We start from the raw sequence: 19,547 nt of genomic DNA, 5'->3' as shown, positions 1-19,547 counted from the left end.
TAATCGAAAACACAAATAAAAAGCGCTGTTGGATATCAATCCAACAGCGCTTTCGTCTGGGCACTGAGTGCCTCATTGTCTCCTCGTTCTCCACCTGCAAATTTCGTGGTGCATCAGAACTGCATGAAGATTAAAGGAGCACCTGCTCTACTACAACTAGCAATTACCCTAGTGGTGCACTGCGGCACTAAATTGGGGCGCGCTTGCCAGGACCTGTTCAACCCCGCCGGGAGTCTTGGCAACCCGCGCTCCCGCTTCATTACATCAAGAGCGGCAAACTAGATCGGATACCGAAACGATGACGAATTTCGCTGCGTTCAGGCCCGCAGCGGCCGCACCCGCGCGATGATCTCACCGACAATGCCACGCCGGAACGCCAGCACGCACGCAATGAAAATCACGCCGGTCACAATGGTTACCGATTCGCCCAGCGAACGGAACCACTCAACGCCGGTGGATGACGCCAGCGCCCCGCCGAAATCGCCGAGCCGGTCTTCGAGCGCGACAATCAATGCAGCGCCGAGCAGCGGTCCAAACAAGGTGCCCATGCCGCCGACCAGCGTCATCAGGATCACGAGGCCCGACATGGTCCAATACGCGTCGCTCAATGTCTCGAAGCCTTGCACGAGCACTTTGAGCGAACCCGCGAGACCGGCAATTCCCGCCGACAGAATAAACGCCAGCAGTTTGAAGCGATCCGTATCGTAACCGAGCGACACCGCGCGCGGCTCGTTTTCCTTGATCGCCACCAGCACCTGTCCAAACGGCGAATGCACGATCCGCACAATCAGCAGGAAAGCGAGCACCATCACGGCGAGCACGACGAAGTACAACGCCGTATCGGACGAGAGATCCAGCACGCCGAACAGCTTGCCGCGCGGCACGCCTTGCAGACCGTCCTCACCATGCGTGAACGGCGCCTGCAGGAACACGAAGTAGACCATCTGCGCGAGCGCCAGCGTCACCATCGCGAAGTAGATGCCCTGGCGGCGAATCGCGAAGATGCCCACGATCAACCCGAGCAAGGTCGCCGCCGCGGTGCCGGCGAGCACGCCCAGCTCCGGCGAGAAGCCGAGCGTCTGCATCGCATAGCCGGTGATGTAGCCGGCCGACGCGAGAAACATGGCGTGGCCGAACGACAGCAATCCGGTGTAGCCAATCAGCAGATTGAACGCCGCCGCGAACAGCGCGAAGCACAGCACTTTCATCACGAAGAGCGGATAGATGCCGAGCACGGGCACCGCGAGAAGCACGATCAGCAGCAGACCGTAGAGCACTTTTCTCTGCATCATTTTTCCTTGCCGAAGAGACCCGCCGGGCGCACCAGCAACACGAGCGCCATGATCACGAAGACGACGGTCGCCGACGCTTCCGGGTAGAACACGCGTGTGAGCCCTTCGATCACGCCCAGCAGCAAGCCGGTGAGAATCGAGCCCATGATCGAACCCATGCCGCCGATCACCACCACCGCGAACACGGTGATGATCATCGGCTGGCCCATCAGCGGCGAGACCTGGATCACCGGTGCGGCGAGCACGCCGGCAAATGCGGCCAGTGCGACGCCGAAGCCATAGGTCAGCGTGATCATCAACGGCACGTTGATGCCGAACGCTTCGACCAGTTTCGGATTTTCAGTGCCCGCGCGCAGATAGGCGCCGAGGCGCGTCTTCTCGATCACGAACCACGTCGCGAAGCAAACCACCAGCGAGGCCACTACGACCCACGCGCGATAGTTCGGCAGGAACATGAAGCCGAGATTGGTCGCACCGGAAAGCGCCGACGGCACGTCGTACGGCTGGCCGGACGAACCGTAGATGGAACGGAACACGCCTTCCACGACCAGCGTGAGTCCGAAGGTCAGCAAGAGACCGTACAGATGGTCGAGCTTGTAGAGCCAGCGCAGCATCGAGCGTTCGATCGCCATGCCAAACAGCCCGACGAGCAGCGGCGCCAGTACGAGCATCACCCAGTAAGGCAAGCCGAAATACGACAGACCCATCCACGCGAGCATCGCGCCGAGCATGAATAACGCGCCGTGCGCAAAGTTGATCACATTGAGCAGGCCGAAGATCACCGCCAGCCCAAGACTCAGAATTGCGTAGAACGAGCCGTTCACGAGCCCCAGCAGCAGCTGGCTCAGCATCGCCGGTAGCGGAACGCCAAAGATTTCCATTGAAGCCTTAACCCCTTAAGCCATCGCCAAGGTGAGATCGGTCACGCACGATCCAGCCGGCGCACGGTGAGCGTCAGCGACGCCGATCGTGCGCGGCATGTGAAACGGTTCGCCGTCAGCCTGTGTGCCAACACAGCACTGTGTATTGCCCGCCAGTACGAGCAGACAGACGGCTATCTGGTTACCAATCCACGTTTATTTCCACAGCGCGCAGCGCGTTTCCGTCTTGGTCGTGAACGCCTGCTCGCCGGGGATCGTCGCCGTAATCTTGTAGTAGTCCCACGGCTCCTTGGACTCGGCCGGCGTCTTCACCTGCATCAGGTACATGTCGTGGATCATGCTGCCGTCCTGACGGATGTAACCCTTCGCGTAGAAGTCGTTGATCTTGGTCTTCTTCAGTTGCGCCATCACCTTGTCGGAGTCGGTCGAGCCCACCGCCTTCACCGCGTTCAGATAGGTCATGGTCGCCGAGTAGTCGGCGGCCTGCAGGCTCGACGGCATCTTCTTCATCTTGTCGAAGTAGCGTTCCGCCCACTTGCGAGTGGTGGCGTCCTTGTTCCAGTACCAGCTGTCCGTCAGAACGAGGCCTTGGGTGGTTTCGAGACCCAGGCTGTGGATATCGTCAATGAACACCAGCAGCGCGGCGAGCTTCATCGTTTTGGTGATGCCGAACTCCTTGGCTGCCTTGATCGAATTGATCGTGTCGCCGCCCGCGTTGGCGAGGCCCAGAATCTGTGCCTTCGACGCCTGCGCCTGCAACAGGAACGACGAGAAGTCCGATGCCGACAGCGGATGACGCACCGCGCCCAGCACCTGGCCGCCATTAGCCTTCACCACGTCCGAGGTGTTTTTCTCGAGCGCCTTGCCGAACGCGTAGTCAGCCGTGAGGAAGTACCAGGTCTTGCCGCCCTGCTTCGTCACCGCCGAGCCCGTGCCCTTGGCCAGCGCCGTGGTGTCGTACGCATAGTGGATCGTGTACGGCGTGCATTGCTCGTTGGTCAGCGTGTCGGCGCCCGCGCCGATGCTGATGTACACCTTCTTCTTTTCACCGGCCACGGTGTTCATCGACAAACCCGTTGCCGAGTTCGTGCCGCCGATCAGCAGGTCGACGCCGTCGCGGTCGAACCACTCGCGTGCGCGTGAGGCCGCAATGTCCGCCTTGTTCTGGTGGTCCGCATACACCACCGTGATCGGCTTGCCGTTGACCTTGCCGCCGAAGTCCGCCACTGCCATGCGGATCGCTTCGAGGCCCCCCTGGCCGTCGATATCCGCATACAGACCCGACATGTCGGTGATGAAGCCGATCTTCACCGCGTCGTCAGCCGCTTGCGCGCTGCCCATCGTCAGAGCGGCGCCGGCGGCGACCGCGAAACAAAGGGAGGCTAGCCGCGCGAGTGGGTTCTTTTTCATTCCTGTCTCCTGGTTTCTTCGCTTGTGGTTATCAGAGGCAAATCGGGCGGTTTTTTAAACGCCCAAAAGATCGTGCAGGACCGGCATCTTGGTTTCGAGTTCACTTGCCCCGAAGTGCTCGACAATCGCGCCGTGCTCCATCACGTAGAAGCGATCGGCAAGCGGCGCGGCAAAGCGGAAATTCTGCTCGACCATCACCACGGTGTAGCCGCGCGCCTTGAGCGTCATGATCATGCGTGCCAGCGCCTGAACGATGACAGGCGCAAGCCCTTCCGAGATTTCGTCGAGCAGCAGCAAGCTCGCGCCGGTGCGCAGAATGCGCGCTACCGCGAGCATCTGCTGTTCGCCGCCTGAGAGCCGCGTGCCCTGGCTCATGCGGCGTTCGTGCAGATTCGGAAACATCGAATAGATTTCTTCGAGCGACATCATGTGCGCCTTGTCCCCGACAGGCGGCGGCAACAGCAGATTCTCCTCGCAGGAGAGGCTCGAAAAAATACCGCGCTCTTCCGGGCAATAACCAATGCCGCAATGCGCGATGCGATGCGTGGGGAGATTGATCGTTTCACGACCGGCAATGCGGATCGAACCGGTGCGCCGACCGGTCAGGCCCATGATGGCGCGCAGCGTCGTGGTCCGTCCCGCGCCATTGCGGCCCAGAAGCGTGACGACTTCGCCGCGGTTCACCGTCAGATCGACGCCATGCAGAATGTGGGATTCCCCGTACCACGCCTGCAAACCCTTAATGTCCAGCGCGGGCACGGCATTATCCGTCCCGCTAACGTCGAGACTTTCGCGCTCGGCAATCGTATTCATGCGTGGGCTCCGGCAAGCGCCGCGTCGGCGCTACCCATATAGGCTTGCATCACGAGCGGATTCTTCGACACTTCGGCGTAGCTGCCTTCGGCAAGCACTTCGCCACGTTGCAGCACAGTAATCGTGTCGGAAATGCCGGCGATCACATTCATGTTGTGCTCGACCATCAGGATGGTGCGGCCGCTCGATACCTTCTTGATTAGCGCCGTCACGCGATCGACGTCTTCGTGGCCCATGCCTTGCGTGGGCTCGTCGAGCAGCATGAGCTCCGGCTCCATGGCGAGCGTGGTGGCAATTTCCAGCGCGCGTTTGCGGCCGTAGGAAAGTTCGACCGTCAACACGTCGGCGAAATCGGTCAATCCGACCTGCGTGAGCAAATCCATTGCGCGATCATCGAGTTGGCGAAGCGTGCGTTCGCTCTTCCAAAAATGAAATGCCGTGCCGAGCTGACACTGCAAGCCAATGCGCACATTCTGCAATGCTGTCAGATGCGGAAATACAGCGGAAATCTGGAATGACCGGATAATGCCGCGCCGTGCGATTTGCGCCGGGCGTTCGCTCGTAATGTCGATACCGTTGAAAACGATTTGACCCGCAGTCGGTTCGAGAAATTTGGTGAGCAGATTGAAGCAGGTGGTCTTGCCTGCCCCATTCGGGCCGATCAGCGCATGGATCGAGCCACGGCGCACGCGCAGGTTCACACCGTTCACGGCGATAAAGCCTTTGAACTCACGGGTGAGGCCGCGCGTTTCGAGAATCGTATCGCCGAGAATCATGTTCCCTTCCATACGGAGTAAGGCGAAGCATTACGATCTTCCGCGCGAACCGCTGCGCGACTTTTTATGACGGCGGCACCCCGTGCCGCTCGTTGGCGTGCTGCACCAATCCGGACGGTAATCCATGGGGCCACACGCAGCATGGCTGCCATTGTCGCGCCAATGATGCAGCGCATTCATTGGGATTTGCACTTAGTGGATGATGCCGGTCTGCAACATGACCCTAAGCACGTGATGCCCGCCGTGCACGTCGGACGGGCATCTCATGCCAGCCATATGACACTTGTCACACGGCGAACACGGAGGGCGTCGAGCTTGTATGTGCCACGGAACTGCCGGCAACGCGCGCACGGCGATCCTCGCGGATCATCTCGCTGGCGCGCTCCGCGATCATCAGCGTGGGCGAATTGGTGTTGCCCGAGGTGATGGTCGGCATGACAGATGCATCGACCACTCGCAATCCGTCAACACCGATAACTCGTAACCGGTTGTCGACCACCGCGCCGGGGTCGTCGGTCGTGCCCATGCGGCAGGTGCCGACCGGATGGAAGATGGTCGTGCCGACGGCGCCGGCAGCCTGCTGCAACTCTTCCTCGGTCTGGTACTGGACGCCCGGCAAAATCTCTTGCGGCCGGTAGCGCGAGAGCGCGGGCGCCGCGGCAATGCGTCGCGTGAGACGCAGCGCATTGGCGGCAACGTGCCGGTCGTAATCGGTAGAGAGATAGTTGGGGGCGATCAACGGCGGCGCTGACGCATCGGCTGATTCAATGTGAATGCTGCCGCGCGAAGTGGGCCGCAACTGGCACACGGACGCAGTGAACGCGTTGAATCGGTGCAGCGGTTCGCCGAATCGATCGAGCGAAAGCGGCTGGACGTGATACTCGAGATCGGGCCGCGTCAGCGAGCGATCATTCGGGTCCGATTTGGCAAACGCGCCGAGTTGCGACGGCGACATCGACATCGGCCCGCTTTGAAACAGCGCGTACTGCATGCCGATCATCAGCTTGCCCCACCAATGCGCGGACGCTGTGTTGAGTGTGCGCACGCCATCGACTTTATAGGCCATTCGCAATTGCAGATGGTCCTGCAAATTTTCTCCCACGCCGCGCAGATCGTTGACGACTTCAATACCCAGGTTCTGCAGACGTGCACCGTTGCCGATACCGGAGAGTTCGAGCAATTGCGGCGAATTGACAGCACCAGAGCTGAGGATCACTTCGCAGCGTGCTTTGGCCAGATAGTCCGTGTTGTCGCCGCGATATTCGACGCCTGTGCAACGGCGACCTTCGAATACGACGCGTTGCGTGTGCGCGCCGGTAATGACCATGAGATTCGGCCGCTTGAGTGCGGGACGCAGAAATGCCTTCGACGCATTCCAGCGAATGCCGCGCTTCTGATTGACGTCGAAGTAGCCGACACCGGTGTTATCGCCGCGATTGAAGTCGTCCGTGGCGGGGATGCCGGTCTCCTGCGCAGCGCGTGAAAACTCTTCGAGTATTTTCCATTTCAACCGCTGTTTCTCCACGCGCCAAGGACCGCCCGCGCCATGCGACTCGGTCGCGCCGGCATAGTGATCTTCGCTGCGCCTGAAGACGGGCAACACCGAGTTCCACGACCAGGACGAGTCGTTCGTGACGCGAGCCCATTCGTCGTAGTCTTCGCGCTGCCCACGCATGTAGATCATGCCGTTGATTGAGGAGCTTCCGCCCAGGACGCGTCCGCGCGGGTACGAAAGCGCGCGGCCATTCAGCCGCGGCTCAGATTGTGTTTTGTAGAGCCAGTCCGTGCGCGGGTTGCCGATGCAATAGAGGTAGCCGACCGGCACATGAATCCAGTGGTAGTCGTCTTTGCCGCCGGCTTCGAGCAGCAGTACCCGCACGTCTGGATCTTCGCTCAGGCGATTGGCCAGCACACAGCCCGCCGTCCCCGCGCCCACGATGATGTAATCGAACTCGCCTTCGAGCCGCCGCGGGGTCTCGGGCCTGGTGTCGGAATCGCTCATTGTTCAGTCTCCTAAGCTTTTTTGCAGACCGGTCGTATGATTGGCATGCGACCGCGGCGTTGGGCTCTAATCGTGTTTCCAGCTTTTCTTCTGCATGTGCGGCGGCCGTTTCGCTACTGCCTTCGGCCGCCACGAGCAGCGCTGCCGAAGGCCAATGCCTCAATCTACTTAGCCACCGGCATCGTAAACTCAGCGCCTTTGGCGATGCTGTCCGGCCAGCGCTGCATGATGCTCTTGTAGCGGGTGTAAAACCGCACGCCTTCTTCACCATACGCGTGATGGTCGCCGAAGAGAGACTTCTTCCAGCCACCAAACGAGTGCCACGCCATCGGCACTGGAATCGGCACGTTGATGCCAACCATGCCGATCTGGATCTGGCGCGAGAACGCGCGAGCGACACCGCCATCGGACGTAAACAGCGACACGCCGTTGGCAAACTCATTGGCGTTGATGAGTTCCACCGCGGACGCAAAATCCGGCACGCGCACCACACAAAGCACGGGTCCGAAAATCTCTTCCTGGTAAATCTTCATGTCGGTCGAAACATCGTCGAACAAGGTGCCGCCAAGAAAGAATCCCTTCTCGTGTCCACTGACCTGATGGCCTCGCCCATCGACAACCAGTTTCGCGCCCGCCGCGACGCCAGAGTCGATATAGCCCACCACTTTCTCGCGATGCACCGCCGTGACCAACGGTCCCATCTCGGCATCCGACTCCATGCCGTTGAGAATCTTCAGGCTCTTCACGCGCGGCGTGAGCCGCTCGACCAGTTCATCGGCGATATGCCCGACGGCGACGGCCACCGAAATGGCCATGCATCGCTCGCCCGCCGAGCCGTACGCCGCGCCGATCAAGGCGTCGACTGCCTGGTCGAGATCCGCGTCCGGCATCACTACCAGATGATTCTTCGCTCCGCCCAAAGCCTGCACACGCTTGCCGTGCTTCGTGCCCTCCGTGTAGATGTATTCGGCGATCGGCGTCGAACCGACGAACGACAACGCGCTGACTTCCGGATGCACGAGCAATGCGTCGACCGCCACCTCGTCGCCGTGCACGACGTTGAAAACGCCATCCGGCAAGCCGGCCTCCCTCAACAATTCGGCAAGCCGGTTCGAACAGGAAGGATCCCGCTCGGACGGCTTCAACACGAACGTGTTGCCGCACGCAATCGCGACGGGAAACATCCAGCACGGCACCATCATTGGGAAATTGAACGGCGTAATGCCGGCGACCACACCGAGCGGTTGACGCAGGTTCCAGTTGTCGATGCCGCCGCCGATCTGATCGGTAAAGTCGGACTTCAGCAGATTCGGAATGCCGCAGGCGAACTCGACGATTTCGATGCCGCGCATCACTTCACCCTTCGCGTCCGAAAACACCTTGCCGTGCTCACGCGTGATCAGTTCCGCCAGTTCGTCGTGATGACGGTCGAGCAGCTCCTTGAACTTGAACAGAACACGCGCCCGCTTGATCGGCGCGGTTTCGCTCCATGCCGGGAACGCGTCTTTGGCGGCGGCGACGGCCGCGTCCACTTCGGCGACGCTCGCGAGCGGCACGCGTGCGCTGACGCTGCCTTGAGCAGGATTGAAGACGTCGCCGAAGCGCCCGCTCGTGCCTTCGACGGTTTTGCCGTTGATGAAATGCGTCAGCGCGGTCGCGCTCTTCGCGCTGCGCACGGCTTCGTCCTGATATGTCTCGCTCATGGTGTCCTCTTTCCTGTGAAGTCTTCCGCCCCGGCGCCTGCGGCTCGATCAAGGCGTGCTGAAGCTGAAGCGTACGGCGCTTCGGGCCGGCAAATCCAATGAGTAATGCTCAACTGCGTTATAAGGCGGGTTAATATCAGGATATGGATCTGACTCTGCTCCGGGCCTTCGTCACCGTGGCGCGCGAGGGCAACCTCACGCGCGCCGCGGTGCAGCTTCACCTGACCCAACCCGCCGTCAGCCTGCAAATCAAGCATTTGCAGGAGACGCTCGGCGTGACGCTGTTCACGCGGACCTCGCACGGGCTTTCGCTGACGCGCGACGGCCAGGCGCTGCTGCCGCACGCCGAACGCGCGCTTGGCGCGGCGAACGACGTGCAGCGGGCGGCGCAATCGCTGCGCCACGAAGTACGCGGGCGCTTGCGGATCGGCACGATCCTCGACCCGGCGTTTCTGCGCCTCGGCGGCTTCCTGAAGCAACTCGTGGAAACCTGGCCGCGCATCGAGACAGCCTTGCGCCACGGCATGTCGGGATGGGTGCTGGAGCAGGTTCGCGCGGGTGAGCTCGATGTCGGCTACTACATCGGCCTGCCGTCCGAAGACGAACCGCGCGACGGGCCAGCTTTTCACGCCGTCACGCTGACTCACTTCCAGTACCGTGTGCTGGCGCCCGCCGGCTGGAAAGACCGCGTCAAAGGCGCGCGCGACTGGCGCTCGCTTGCGGCGCTGCCGTGGATCTGGACGCCGCCCGCGTCGGCGCATAACCGCTTGTTGTCGCGCTGCTTCGACGAGGCCGGCGTGAATCCCATCAAGGTGGCGGAAGTGGATCAGGAGCCATCCATGCTCGACCTGGTCAAATCAGGCGTGGGCCTCACGCTCGCACGCGACGCCACCGCGATCGCCGAAGCGCATGCGCACGCGCTGACCATTGTCGAAGGTGTGACCGTGCCGACTCAGCTCAGCTTCATCACGCTCGCGCAGCGCAAGGAGGAGCCGGCCATTGCGGCAGCGCTGAAGTTGATCGAGCAACAATGGGCGACCTGATGAGCACGCGAACGACGATTGCGTGAAGCATGATCGGCCGTCAGCCAGAGTGCGAGAGGCAAGCGATATGAGCCGCTCTCATGATGTCCGTGTACCGCGCAGTCCTCGCGGCGATCCTCACGGCGGTCCTCTCGCGCGGCGCTTTCCGCGGACCACCGCGATGATCGCCCGGTGAGTTCCATCACCCGCCGCGTCCATCCGCCCCACATCTGAAACCACACCGTCACGCAGTTTTTGTTAGATTGAGGCTTCGCGCTCACGCGCTGTCCCCGCATTGTTTCCCGTTCCGCCTGACTTTGTCCTTCCCGGCAGCTTCGCCCCGGCAACACCGGAAGTCGCCGACCACTCCATCCTTCGACAGGAGCCTGACATGGCACGCAACATTGAAATCAAAGCCCGCGCCCAGCATTTCGAGCAACTCCGCGAACGCGCGGCGCAGCTCGCGCCGGACGCGCCGCTGATCTTCCGCCAGCAGGACTTTTTCTACGACGTGCCGCGCGGCCGCCTGAAGCTGCGCCAGTTCGACGACGGCACGCCGGCCGAGTTGATCTTCTACCAGCGCGACGACCGCGACGGCCCGAAAGCGTCTTATTACACGCGCAGCCCGGTGACCAACCCGGAAGCCATGCACGCGCTGCTCGCCACCGCGCTGACCACACGCGGCATCGTCACCAAGGAACGGCATGTGTATCTGACCGGGCGCACGCGTATCCATCTGGACCGGGTGGACGGTCTGGGTGACTTCGTCGAACTCGAAGTCCTGCTCGCCCAGGACGACGACGAAGAAGGCGGCCATGCAGAAGCGCACGCGATGTTCGCCACGCTCGGCGTGCCGGAATCGGATCTGGTGGCGGTGGCCTACGTCGATTTGCTGAGCCCGGACAGCGCCCCAAAGCAAGCCGCGTAAGACCAAGGCGCTACAAGCCGCGGCCTGAATCCGCGCGACCGGCGCCGCATGCGTAACGCCGCCGCTTCAAGCGGCGGCTGCGCCCGGCGACAGATGGCCGAGCGGCAACGGCCCGTTGCGTTTGAAGGTGGTGAGCACGATATTCGAACGTACGCTATCGACGCCCGGCACGCGCATCAGCTTTTTCATCACGAACGTCGACAGATAGTTCAGATCGGGCGCGACGATGCGCAAAAGATAGTCGGCGTCGCCCACCACGGCATGGCACTCCAGCACTTCAGGCAGCACGTCGATCTGTTGCTGGAATTGCTCGATGATCGAATCGCCGTGGTGCTTCAACTTCAAGCTCGTAAAAGCGGTGACGCCGAGCCCGAGTTTTTCCGGCCGCAGCACGACGCGATAGCCGTCCACCACGCCCGCCTGCTCCAGACGCTGCAAGCGCCGGCCAATCTGTGACGGTGACAGCGGCACCTGCTCAGCCAGTTGCTGATGCGTTGCCCGGCCGAAGCGCTGAAGCACCTCCAGCAGCGCGAGATCGAAGTGATCCAGTTCTAACATGACGACTTCCTGCATTAAATGGTGATTTCATGCATGATTATTGCATATCACATCTATAAAACGCCAACGTTGCGCCCTTTCCGCATACTTGCCGCTCTACACTTGCATCACCGATTTTTACTGCCGCTACCGCAGAGCGTTGCACCATGTCGACCGCCAATACCGCCAAACTGAAAGAGCAATTCGACGCCGGGCTCGAAACCCGTGCCGATTTCACCATCGATCAACCAACCGAAAGCTACGGCGCGGTCGACCACGCAGTATGGCAACAGCTCTACGCGCGCCAGACGGCGTTGCTCAAAGGGCGCGTATGTCACGAGTTTCTGGCGGGCGTCGAACGCATCGGCATGCCGGCCGACCGCGTGCCCTCCTTCGACGAGATCAACGCGAAGCTCATGCCCGCCACTGGTTGGCAGATTGTCGCCGTGCCGGGCCTCGTGCCGGACCAGGTGTTCTTCGAGCATCTGGCGAACCGCCGGTTTCCCGTGACCTGGTGGATGCGCCGGCCCGACCAGCTCGATTACCTGCAGGAACCGGATTGTTTTCATGATCTTTTCGGCCACGTGCCGCTGTTGGTCAACCCGGTATTCGCCGACTACATGCACGCATACGGCCGCGCCGCGCTTGCCGCCCATGACGCCGGCGCCCTGCCGCTGCTCGCGCGCCTCTATTGGTACACCGTGGAGTTCGGCCTGATCCGCGACGCGGCAAGTCCGAACGGCGTGAAGATTTATGGCGCGGGAATTGTGTCGAGCAAGGGCGAGACGCTCTACAGCCAGCAAAGTGCCGCGCCGAACCGGCTCAGCTTCGACCTCGAACGCGTGATGCGCACCCGCTACCGCATCGACACGTTCCAGAAGACCTACTTCGTAATCGATGATTTCGCGCAGTTGTTCAACGTGACGCAAACCGACTTCGCGCCGCTGCTGGCAAAGCTTGCCGCCCAACCGGCGTTCGCGGCCGGCGACGTGCTCGAACACGATCGCGTCATCACGCGCGGCTCACGGGAGGGCTGGCTGGCAGACGGCGATATCTGACAGGTAACGCCGGGCAGGCCGGCAACGGGCAGGCTTTATCCATGAAAAAATAGCGGATGTGCACGCCCACCGGCGTGCCCGTCCAGACTCAATGAGGTAGCACCATGATTCACAAACTCACTTCAGAAGAACGCGCCACCCAGATCGCCGCGCTGAATGGCTGGCAAGCCGCGACGGGCCGCGACGCAATCCAGCGCCAGTTCACATTCGCCGACTTCAACGAAGCATTCGGTTTCATGACCCGCGTCGCAATCAAGGCGCAGGAAATGGATCACCATCCGGAATGGTTCAACGTGTATAACAAGGTGGAAATCACGCTTTCGACGCACGAGGCCAACGGCTTGACCGAACGCGACATCGAATTGGCCGCGTTTATCGACAGTATTACGGCGTAATACAAACAAACAGGTCGGCTTCAGGCGTGATTACGCGCCGCATACGGAACAATTCGGCGGCAATGAAAGGGCATTGCAGGTAATCCCTTGTCCAAACCTTCAGTTCTACAGGCTATTCTTAAGGTGCACGTAAGAATCCCACGCAAGCCTCGCAGTCGCGTCCAAACGATCCGGCGATAGCGTGTTCTGACGCTGTACAATCATCAACGCATACGGCTTGGAGAGCGCGCTTGCCTCCTTGCACAGAACGAGTTCGTCGCCGCTCGAAGGTGAGCGGGCGCGCCAGAAGTTGATCGCGGCTTCCAGTTCGTGAATGCTTATCTCGGACATGACTTCGTGATCGCTCTCAAGAAAACGCCGGCCCGTCCCAAGTTTTCTTGCCCCTCGGGGGACTCGCGCGAAGCGACAGGTCCGGGGCGCCGAACAGGTGCTTCGAGGCTGCTCGATGCCTGCTTCGTGGCCGCTTCTTCGTGTCAGTCCGGTATAGCCACGCCGCACGCTGCCTGTGCAGCAGGCGCCCCGGCGAACCGCTTGCCCAAACGCCTAACCCATTGTACTTGAGCGAAATCCATGCGACTCCTTCTGATCGAAGATGACCGCCCCATCGCACGCGGCATCCAAAGCAGTCTCGAACAAGCCGGCTTCACCGTCGACATGGTTCACGACGGCATTTTCGCCGAACAGGCCCTAACGCAAAATCGCCACGAACTGGTGATCCTCGATCTGGGCTTGCCCGGCATCGACGGCATGTCGCTGCTCTCGCGCTTCCGTCAGAGCAATCGTCACACGCCGGTGATCATCCTCACCGCGCGCGACGAATTGAACGACCGCGTGCAAGGTCTGAATTCCGGCGCCGACGACTACATGCTGAAGCCGTTCGAACCCACCGAACTCGAAGCGCGCATTCGCGCGGTGATGCGCCGCAGCGGTCCGCACGGCGACATGCCGCGTCCGGAAGTGTCGCTGGGTGGTGTACGCCTGTCGGGCGTCGACCGCCGCATTTTCAACGACGACAAGCCGCTCGAGCTCTCGCCGCGTGAATTCGCCGTGCTCGAAATGCTGCTGTTGCGTCATGGCCGGGTGGTCAGCAAGGCGCAACTGCAAGACCATCTGACGCATTTCGGCGGCGATCTCGGCGACACCGCGATCGAAGTCTACGTGCACCGGGTCCGTAAAAAGCTCGAAAGCTGCCGTGTCGAGATCGTCACGGTGCGTGGCTTCGGTTACCTGTTGCAGGAAATCCGCCAGGCCGCATAATCGTCATGAAGGCCGCAATGCCCATTGCGGCCTGACGGCGCCGGGCCGGCGCCGCGCACTGGTTGCGCAACACGCCGGCCGTCGGCGAAATTTCACGGTGCTTGCGCCGTTGCCTCTTTCCCGCGCGTTCGATCATGCCCCAGCCGGCCGCCAATAGTCTGCGCCGCACGCTGCTGCGGCGCCTCGCTGCTCCCCTTTCGCTGCTCGCGCTCATGAGCGGCCTGATCGCATACTGGCTGGCGTGGCAGTACACGCAGCACGTGGTCGACCGTTCGCTCGCCGATCTCGCCACCGCGATCTCCAAACAGATCCAGATTGCCGGCCCGGACGCCAAAGTCACCGTGCCGCCTCTTGCCCAAGCCATGTTCTCGGACCCGGTGGAACACCTCGTCTACCGGATCAGCACTGGCGAAACCGAAATCGCCGGCGACCATAATCTTCCGCTGCAGGGCACGAGCGTGCGGCGCATGCATTACGCGTACGTATTCGAAACGCAGCATCAGGGTGTGACGGTGCGCGTGGCACAGGTGCGGGTCGATCAACCAACGGGCAATCCGATCGTCGTCGAGGTCGGCCAACCGGTGCACCACCGGTTTCGAATCGCCGCCGAGTTTCTCGTCGCGATCATGATGCCGCTGCTATTGCTGCTGCTGGCGGGCTGGGTGATCGTGTGGCGCGTGGTCAATCAACAGCTCAATCCGCTGACCGATCTTGCGGATTCACTGAACCGGCAAACCCACACGTCGCTCGAACCGGTCGACGAGACCTATGTGCCGGTCGAAATCCGGCCGCTGACCGGTGCGCTGAACGCGTTGCTCGGTCGCCTGAAAACCGCGCTCGACGGCCAGCGCAAGTTTATCGCCGACGCCGCGCATCAACTGCGCACGCCGCTCACCGCGGTCAAGCTGCATGCCGAGCAGGCGGCCGTTGCGCGCGACCCGCAGCAAACGCTGGCCGCGGTGCGTGAGCTGCGCGCCGCAGCCGACCGAGCGGTGCGGCTGTCGAATCAGCTGCTTTCGCTCGCGCGCGCCGAGCCGGGCGAACAGGCGGCTCGCTTCGTCAACGTCGACATGGCCGCGCTCGCGTTCGATACCGGCGCGGAATGGGTGCCGCGTGCGTTGACGTTCCACGTCGACCTCGGTTTCCAGCGTCTGGACGACCCGAGTAACGGCCATCCGTTGATGGCGCGCGGCAATCCCGTATTGCTGCACGAAGTGATCGCCAATCTGCTGGATAACGCGCTGAAGTACATGCCACCGTCGCGATTCGATGGCGGTCGCATTACGGTAACGGTGTCGCAAACGGTGATCGACGACCTGCGCATGGCGGAGATTGCCGTTGAAGACAACGGGCCTGGCGTGCCGCGCAATCAGCAAGCCGATCTCTTCAAGCGGTTTTTCCGCGGCGACGGTCAGAGCGATGCCGGCGTGGACAGCGGCGCCGGTCTCGGCCTCGCCATCGTTCACGACATCATGGTGTTGCATCACGGCAGCGTGCATTACGAAGACGCGCCGGAAGGCGGCGCACGTTTCATTGTGCGCATACCGCTCGTGCCGATCAGCGTACACATTGAAGCCGCGCCCGATACAAGGCGGCCGGCAAAAAAATCGGCGCACTCGGCGCCGGTGGATAGCTAACGGATCAGCTGTGCGACGGACTGCCTGGCGCGTTCACCAATGTGAACGACTCAGGCAGCGCGCATGTCATTTCTTCTTCGCTTTCTTTGCAGTCGTCTTAGCCTTTTTGGCCGACTTCTCGGACTTGCCCGCGCCCTTCTCCTTCTCCGGCGGGGCCAGCATCGTGCCGCGGCACTTGCGCGCGCCGCAACGGCATTCGTATTCCTTCTTGAGCTTCTTGGTCTGCCGCGCGTCGATCACGAGGCCATAGTCGTAAAAGACTTCCTCGCCTTCGGCGATATCGCGCAACGCGTGCACATACACGTGACCGTCGATTTCTTCGGCTTCGCAGTTCGGCGCGCAGGAATGGTTGATCCAGCGCGCGCTATTGCCATTCACTTTGCCGTCGATCACCTTGCCGCTGTCGAGTGCGAAATAGAACGTGTGATTCGGCTCCGCCGGATTGTGCGGATGACGGCGCAGCGCTTCTTTCCAGGAGATCCGTTCGCCCTTGTATTCGATCAGCCGCTCGCCGGCCGCAATCGGTTCGACGGCAAACACGCCTTTGCCGTGCACACCCGAACGGCGCACGGCGATCCTGCGTGAACTCATTGAATGAATCCTTGTGAAGAACTTGGGGGTGAAGATCGGCAGCCGTCAGGAATGCCCGCGTCTAATGCGCTGCTCTTTTCCGACGCGCATAGCAAACGCGGCGCCTTGCGAGCGCCGCGTCGATCTGCGACGCTCATGCGCCACAACCGGCATCGTACACGCTCACGACGGCTTCGTTCAACCGTCAAAAAGACGCGCGCGCGAGACGTGCCACCAATTTCACCGTTGTCCGAACGAAATGTCGCCGAACAGCGCCTTTTGCTCGCGCGGTTGCGAGCGCCAGTACTGCGGCGGCGCTTCGACCGTCGCACCGAGTTGCGCCGCGGCGTGCCATGGCCAACGCGGGTTGTACAGCAATGCGCGAGCCAGCGCGATCAGATCGGCGTCGCCGGCTTCGATCAGTTGCTCGGCGTGCAATGGGTCGGTGATCAAACCGACCCCGATGGTGGTGAGGCCCGTGGCCTCCTTGACGGCCTTCGCAAAGGGGATCTGATAACCCGGTTCAAGCGGAATCTTCTGTAGCGGCGAGACGCCGCCGGACGACACGTCGATCCAGTCGCAGCCGCGCTTTTTCAGCTCCTGCGCGAACGCAATCGTATCCTCGAGCGTCCAGCCGCCTTCGACCCAGTCGGTTGCCGAGACGCGTACGCCAACGGGTTTGTCGGCGGGAAATGCAGCGCGCACGATATCGAAGATTTCAAGCGGAAAGCGCATACGGTTCTCAAGCGAGCCACCATATTCGTCGTCGCGTTGATTGGCGATCGGCGAGAGGAATTGATGCAGCAGATAGCCGTGTGCCGCATGCACTTCCAGTCCGTCGATGCCGAGCCGCGCGGCGCGCCGCGCCGAGGCCGCGAATGCCTCGCGGATCCGGTTCAACGCAGGTATGTCGAGCGCCAATGGCGGCTCTTCACCTGCCTTGTGTGGCAACGCGGACGGCGCGTGCGGCAACCATCCGCCTTGCGACACCGGAATCAGCTGGCCACCTTCCCAAGGCGCGTGGCTCGACGCCTTGCGCCCGGCGTGCGACAACTGCATCGTGACCTTGATGTGCGAATGCTTGCGGATCGCGGCGAGCACGGGAACGAGCGCGGCTTCGGTGACGTCGTCCCACAAGCCGAGATCGCCCGGTGTGATGCGTCCGTCCGGCTCGACTGAAGTCGCCTCGATGCACAGCATGCCGGCACCCGACAATGCCATGCTGCCGAGATGGATCATGTGCCACGCCGTTGCCTCGCCACGCTCGGCGGAATACTGGCACATCGGGGACACGACGATACGATTGGGAAGCGTCACGCTGCGCAGCGTGAGCGGAGAAAAAAGCGCGCTCATGGATTACGCCCAGTAAAAACCCAAGAGCGAACGAGCATAGCACCGCAATGGATTTACTGCTGGCACGGGCCTATCAGGGTTTCGCCTCGACCTGATCGAGCCATTCGCTGAACATCCGGCGCGCGGCGACTTCGAGCGCGGGACCGAACTGCGCGGTCTCGGCCCGCAACTGGCGGGCGTCGATACCGTGGCCCGCAAGCTCACCGGCGTTACCAATCAGCCAGGGCTCGAAGCGATCGGTCCGAATCTCCGGATGACACTGCAGACCCAGCACATGGCTGCCCCAGGAGAACGCCTGGTTCTCGCACGCAGGAGTCGACGCGAGACGTGTCGCGTTGTCAGGCAAATCGAAGGTGTCGCCGTGCCAATGCAGCATGGAAGTCTGCGCGCCATCCAGATGACGAACCGGCGAAGCGCGGCCGGCATCGGTCAACGTAAGCGGTGTCCAACCGAGTTCGGTGCGGCCCGCGGGATAGACGCGAGCACCGAGCGCGCGGGCAATCAGTTGCGCGCCAAGGCAGATGCCGAGTGTCGGCAAACCCGCCGCTATGCGTTTCTCGATCTTGGACAGCAGCGGCACGAGTGTCGGGTAATGCGCGTCGTCGGTTGCGCTGATCGGGCCGCCGAGCACCACCATCAATGACGCGGAGACGGGATTCGGCGCCTCGATGCGGGCCACCCCGACATCGAGATAGCGAACCGGACGCCCGCGCTCGCCGAGCACCAGCTCAAGACTGCCCAGATCCTCGAAGTGCACGTGGCGAATGGCCAGAACTTCGTGATTCATCGGCCTGCCCCACCTTCAGGTTGACTAAAGACTTGCCGCCACGCGGCACCGGATGGCTGACAGGCGGCATGCGCCGCCCGCCAAAGCCGGCTGGCAGTGTAGCGGATTGTCCCGGAAGAAGCCGCCTTATTGGGCGAAGATCTTCCAGGTCTTCTTCTGGGTGGCGACGTCGGCAATCTCATACACCGAGCAATCGAGGCGCAGATCCGTATCCGTCATGTTCAGATCGAGCAACGCGCAATGATGCGGCGTCTTCTTCGGATTCTTGCTCGGCTCGAAGTGCGTGCAGGTCAGGCACATGCGGTGCGGCGGAATCGTGCCTTGCGCTTCCAGCTGATGCACGGTCTTGAGCAGCGTGCGATAGAACACAGCCTGCTCGTCGTCGCGCAGCGTGCCGACCGCCTTGGCCAGAAAGTCCGGCCATTGCGCGGCGCGCTTCGCGGCCGTGCGGCCACGCGCCGTCAGGCGAACTGCGAGGGCGCGGCCGTCGTCGAGGGCACGGCGTTTTTCGACCAGGCCTTTGGTCTCGAGCGTGCTGACTGCATCGCTGGTTGTCGCGGCGGTGAGGGCCGTTTCACGGGCAATTTCGCCGAGACGCATCGGGCCTTTGCGCTGCATCAGCAAAACCAGAATTTCGCCTTGAGTCGGCGTCAGGCCAGCGCCTTCCGCCCATTCCCAAGCCTGGCTCCGCATTGCCGTGCTCAATCGCAATAGGCTGTGGGTCACCCGCCCGGTCGCCTGTTCTCCGTATACGCCTTCGCTCATAATCTTCGATTGGTTTATTTACAGCTTTCGTGCGCCGCTGGCGAACCATTCGCCGACCGCACCCGTAGCCTGTGTGGGGTAGCCTCGCCCAACTGCGGACAAGACGGTTTTCTACTATCTCAAAAATTTACCGCCCTGCAAGGCAAGGCAGCGAAAACGACATTCTATGCGAGAGCGGCGAATCGTACAGCTAACTTATCCAACGCAAGCTGTGGATAACCGCGGGAAAACGCAAGGACAGGTTGTGCGCCAATTCTTGATAAGCCGCGAGGCCTGCCTGGCCGCACCGAAGTTGTCCTCGTATACCGGCCTCCATGCAGCCTCGATCAGCTCACTTATGGTTTACGCAGCGCATTGACTT

The 19,547-nt window shown here is 61.8% G+C and carries 19 protein-coding genes; 6 read left to right on the top strand and 13 right to left on the bottom strand.

All coding sequences use genetic code 11. The annotated features are described in order from the left end of the window. Window positions 1-317 precede the first annotated feature (317 nt). From P0D71_RS06100 to P0D71_RS06070, 7 genes are all read right to left on the bottom strand, one after another. On the bottom strand, window positions 318-1,289 hold the full coding sequence (locus P0D71_RS06100; RefSeq protein ID WP_177205092.1) for a branched-chain amino acid ABC transporter permease: 972 nt from the start codon (window positions 1,287-1,289) through the stop codon (window positions 318-320). After that, on the bottom strand, window positions 1,289-2,173 hold the full coding sequence (locus P0D71_RS06095; RefSeq protein WP_091797820.1) for a branched-chain amino acid ABC transporter permease: 885 nt from the start codon (window positions 2,171-2,173) through the stop codon (window positions 1,289-1,291). Before P0D71_RS06095 ends, P0D71_RS06100 begins: the two co-directional genes overlap by 1 nt. Window positions 2,174-2,368: 195 nt before the next feature. Further along, window positions 2,369-3,583, bottom strand: a complete 1,215-nt coding sequence (locus tag P0D71_RS06090) for an ABC transporter substrate-binding protein (RefSeq protein WP_091797817.1) — start codon at window positions 3,581-3,583, stop codon at window positions 2,369-2,371. A 54-nt stretch (window positions 3,584-3,637) separates the two neighbouring features. After that, complete coding sequence (locus tag P0D71_RS06085) at window positions 3,638-4,396, bottom strand: ABC transporter ATP-binding protein (protein ID WP_408479486.1); 759 nt, start codon at window positions 4,394-4,396, stop codon at window positions 3,638-3,640. Beyond that, entirely contained in the window at window positions 4,393-5,172 is a 780-nt protein-coding gene (locus P0D71_RS06080) for an ABC transporter ATP-binding protein (RefSeq protein ID WP_408479485.1), read from the bottom strand. The genes P0D71_RS06085 and P0D71_RS06080 overlap by 4 nt, the downstream gene beginning before the upstream one ends. Window positions 5,173-5,458: 286 nt before the next feature. Next, entirely contained in the window at window positions 5,459-7,174 is a 1,716-nt protein-coding gene (locus P0D71_RS06075) for a GMC family oxidoreductase (RefSeq protein ID WP_408479484.1), read from the bottom strand. Window positions 7,175-7,338: 164 nt separating this feature from the next. Continuing rightward, the gene (locus P0D71_RS06070) at window positions 7,339-8,877 is read right to left on the bottom strand and encodes a CoA-acylating methylmalonate-semialdehyde dehydrogenase (protein ID WP_408479483.1); all 1,539 of its coding nucleotides are present in this window, start codon (window positions 8,875-8,877) and stop codon (window positions 7,339-7,341) included. Between the two features lie 143 nt (window positions 8,878-9,020). On the opposite strand from P0D71_RS06070, the gene P0D71_RS06065 reads away from it, so the two are divergent. Further along, window positions 9,021-9,920, top strand: a complete 900-nt coding sequence (locus P0D71_RS06065; protein ID WP_408479482.1) for a LysR family transcriptional regulator — start codon at window positions 9,021-9,023, stop codon at window positions 9,918-9,920. 370 nt (window positions 9,921-10,290) lie between these two features. Continuing rightward, window positions 10,291-10,827, top strand: a complete 537-nt coding sequence (locus P0D71_RS06060; protein ID WP_091797800.1) for a class IV adenylate cyclase — start codon at window positions 10,291-10,293, stop codon at window positions 10,825-10,827. A 66-nt stretch (window positions 10,828-10,893) separates the two neighbouring features. On the opposite strand, the gene P0D71_RS06055 is transcribed toward P0D71_RS06060, so the two are convergent. Next, window positions 10,894-11,385 (bottom strand): Lrp/AsnC family transcriptional regulator, encoded by a 492-nt coding sequence (locus tag P0D71_RS06055; RefSeq protein WP_408181741.1) that lies wholly within the window; start codon window positions 11,383-11,385, stop codon window positions 10,894-10,896. Between the two features lie 146 nt (window positions 11,386-11,531). On the opposite strand from P0D71_RS06055, the gene phhA reads away from it, so the two are divergent. Together phhA and P0D71_RS06045 are read left to right on the top strand one after the other, a co-directional pair. After that, entirely contained in the window at window positions 11,532-12,422 is an 891-nt protein-coding gene (phhA, locus tag P0D71_RS06050) for a phenylalanine 4-monooxygenase (protein ID WP_408479481.1), read from the top strand. 104 nt (window positions 12,423-12,526) lie between these two features. Continuing rightward, window positions 12,527-12,817 (top strand): 4a-hydroxytetrahydrobiopterin dehydratase, encoded by a 291-nt coding sequence (locus P0D71_RS06045; RefSeq protein WP_408181748.1) that lies wholly within the window; start codon window positions 12,527-12,529, stop codon window positions 12,815-12,817. A 105-nt stretch (window positions 12,818-12,922) separates the two neighbouring features. Here the strand turns inward: P0D71_RS06045 and P0D71_RS06040 are convergent, their stop codons facing one another. Further along, a complete protein-coding gene (locus tag P0D71_RS06040) occupies window positions 12,923-13,147 on the bottom strand; it encodes a DUF3717 domain-containing protein (protein ID WP_091797788.1) in 225 nt (74 codons plus the stop codon). A 240-nt stretch (window positions 13,148-13,387) separates the two neighbouring features. Between P0D71_RS06040 and P0D71_RS06035 the strand changes: the two genes are divergently transcribed. Next, window positions 13,388-14,074 (top strand): response regulator transcription factor, encoded by a 687-nt coding sequence (locus P0D71_RS06035; RefSeq protein ID WP_091797785.1) that lies wholly within the window; start codon window positions 13,388-13,390, stop codon window positions 14,072-14,074. Window positions 14,075-14,208: 134 nt separating this feature from the next. Beyond that, window positions 14,209-15,711, top strand: a complete 1,503-nt coding sequence (locus P0D71_RS06030; RefSeq protein WP_091800936.1) for a sensor histidine kinase — start codon at window positions 14,209-14,211, stop codon at window positions 15,709-15,711. Between the two features lie 66 nt (window positions 15,712-15,777). Here the strand turns inward: P0D71_RS06030 and P0D71_RS06025 are convergent, their stop codons facing one another. The 4 genes from P0D71_RS06025 to P0D71_RS06010 form a co-directional block, all read right to left on the bottom strand. Beyond that, window positions 15,778-16,302, bottom strand: coding sequence for an SET domain-containing protein (locus P0D71_RS06025; protein ID WP_408181754.1), 525 nt, complete (start codon window positions 16,300-16,302; stop codon window positions 15,778-15,780). A gap of 219 nt (window positions 16,303-16,521) precedes the next feature. Further along, window positions 16,522-17,634 carry an NADH:flavin oxidoreductase/NADH oxidase gene (locus P0D71_RS06020; protein WP_091797780.1) on the bottom strand — a complete coding sequence of 371 codons (1,113 nt, stop codon included), beginning with the start codon at window positions 17,632-17,634 and terminating at the stop codon, window positions 16,522-16,524. 73 nt (window positions 17,635-17,707) lie between these two features. Then, window positions 17,708-18,421 carry a glutamine amidotransferase gene (locus tag P0D71_RS06015; RefSeq protein ID WP_408299739.1) on the bottom strand — a complete coding sequence of 238 codons (714 nt, stop codon included), beginning with the start codon at window positions 18,419-18,421 and terminating at the stop codon, window positions 17,708-17,710. 126 nt (window positions 18,422-18,547) lie between these two features. Continuing rightward, window positions 18,548-19,186, bottom strand: a complete 639-nt coding sequence (locus P0D71_RS06010; protein ID WP_408479480.1) for a MarR family winged helix-turn-helix transcriptional regulator — start codon at window positions 19,184-19,186, stop codon at window positions 18,548-18,550. Window positions 19,187-19,547: the final 361 nt, after the last annotated feature.

It is taken from the genome of Paraburkholderia sp. RL17-383-BIF-A (assembly GCF_046028015.1).
In the GTDB taxonomy this organism is placed as follows: domain Bacteria; phylum Pseudomonadota; class Gammaproteobacteria; order Burkholderiales; family Burkholderiaceae; genus Paraburkholderia.
Note: the sequence above shows the minus strand (reverse complement) of the source record. Positions and strands in the feature narration are given on the sequence as shown.

Bases quoted from the DNA above. Each gene is read 5' to 3' on its own strand.
- P0D71_RS06070 (WP_408479483.1), bottom strand. From the start codon at position 8,877: ATGAGCGAGACATATCAGGACGAAGCCGTGCGCAGCGCGAAGAGCGCG.
- P0D71_RS06060 (WP_091797800.1), top strand. From the start codon at position 10,291: ATGGCACGCAACATTGAAATCAAAGCCCGCGCCCAGCATTTCGAGCAA.
- P0D71_RS06045 (WP_408181748.1), top strand. From the start codon at position 12,527: ATGATTCACAAACTCACTTCAGAAGAACGCGCCACCCAGATCGCCGCG.
- P0D71_RS06100 (WP_177205092.1), bottom strand. From the start codon at position 1,289: ATGCAGAGAAAAGTGCTCTACGGTCTGCTGCTGATCGTGCTTCTCGCG.
- P0D71_RS06055 (WP_408181741.1), bottom strand. From the start codon at position 11,385: ATGTTAGAACTGGATCACTTCGATCTCGCGCTGCTGGAGGTGCTTCAG.
- P0D71_RS06035 (WP_091797785.1), top strand. From the start codon at position 13,388: ATGCGACTCCTTCTGATCGAAGATGACCGCCCCATCGCACGCGGCATC.
- P0D71_RS06040 (WP_091797788.1), bottom strand. From the start codon at position 13,147: ATGTCCGAGATAAGCATTCACGAACTGGAAGCCGCGATCAACTTCTGG.
- phhA (WP_408479481.1), top strand. From the start codon at position 11,532: ATGTCGACCGCCAATACCGCCAAACTGAAAGAGCAATTCGACGCCGGG.
- P0D71_RS06010 (WP_408479480.1), bottom strand. From the start codon at position 19,186: ATGAGCGAAGGCGTATACGGAGAACAGGCGACCGGGCGGGTGACCCAC.
- P0D71_RS06015 (WP_408299739.1), bottom strand. From the start codon at position 18,421: ATGAATCACGAAGTTCTGGCCATTCGCCACGTGCACTTCGAGGATCTG.
- P0D71_RS06065 (WP_408479482.1), top strand. From the start codon at position 9,021: ATGGATCTGACTCTGCTCCGGGCCTTCGTCACCGTGGCGCGCGAGGGC.
- P0D71_RS06075 (WP_408479484.1), bottom strand. From the start codon at position 7,174: ATGAGCGATTCCGACACCAGGCCCGAGACCCCGCGGCGGCTCGAAGGC.
- P0D71_RS06090 (WP_091797817.1), bottom strand. From the start codon at position 3,583: ATGAAAAAGAACCCACTCGCGCGGCTAGCCTCCCTTTGTTTCGCGGTC.
- P0D71_RS06030 (WP_091800936.1), top strand. From the start codon at position 14,209: ATGCCCCAGCCGGCCGCCAATAGTCTGCGCCGCACGCTGCTGCGGCGC.
- P0D71_RS06085 (WP_408479486.1), bottom strand. From the start codon at position 4,396: ATGAATACGATTGCCGAGCGCGAAAGTCTCGACGTTAGCGGGACGGAT.
- P0D71_RS06080 (WP_408479485.1), bottom strand. From the start codon at position 5,172: ATGATTCTCGGCGATACGATTCTCGAAACGCGCGGCCTCACCCGTGAG.
- P0D71_RS06095 (WP_091797820.1), bottom strand. From the start codon at position 2,173: ATGGAAATCTTTGGCGTTCCGCTACCGGCGATGCTGAGCCAGCTGCTG.
- P0D71_RS06025 (WP_408181754.1), bottom strand. From the start codon at position 16,302: ATGAGTTCACGCAGGATCGCCGTGCGCCGTTCGGGTGTGCACGGCAAA.
- P0D71_RS06020 (WP_091797780.1), bottom strand. From the start codon at position 17,634: ATGAGCGCGCTTTTTTCTCCGCTCACGCTGCGCAGCGTGACGCTTCCC.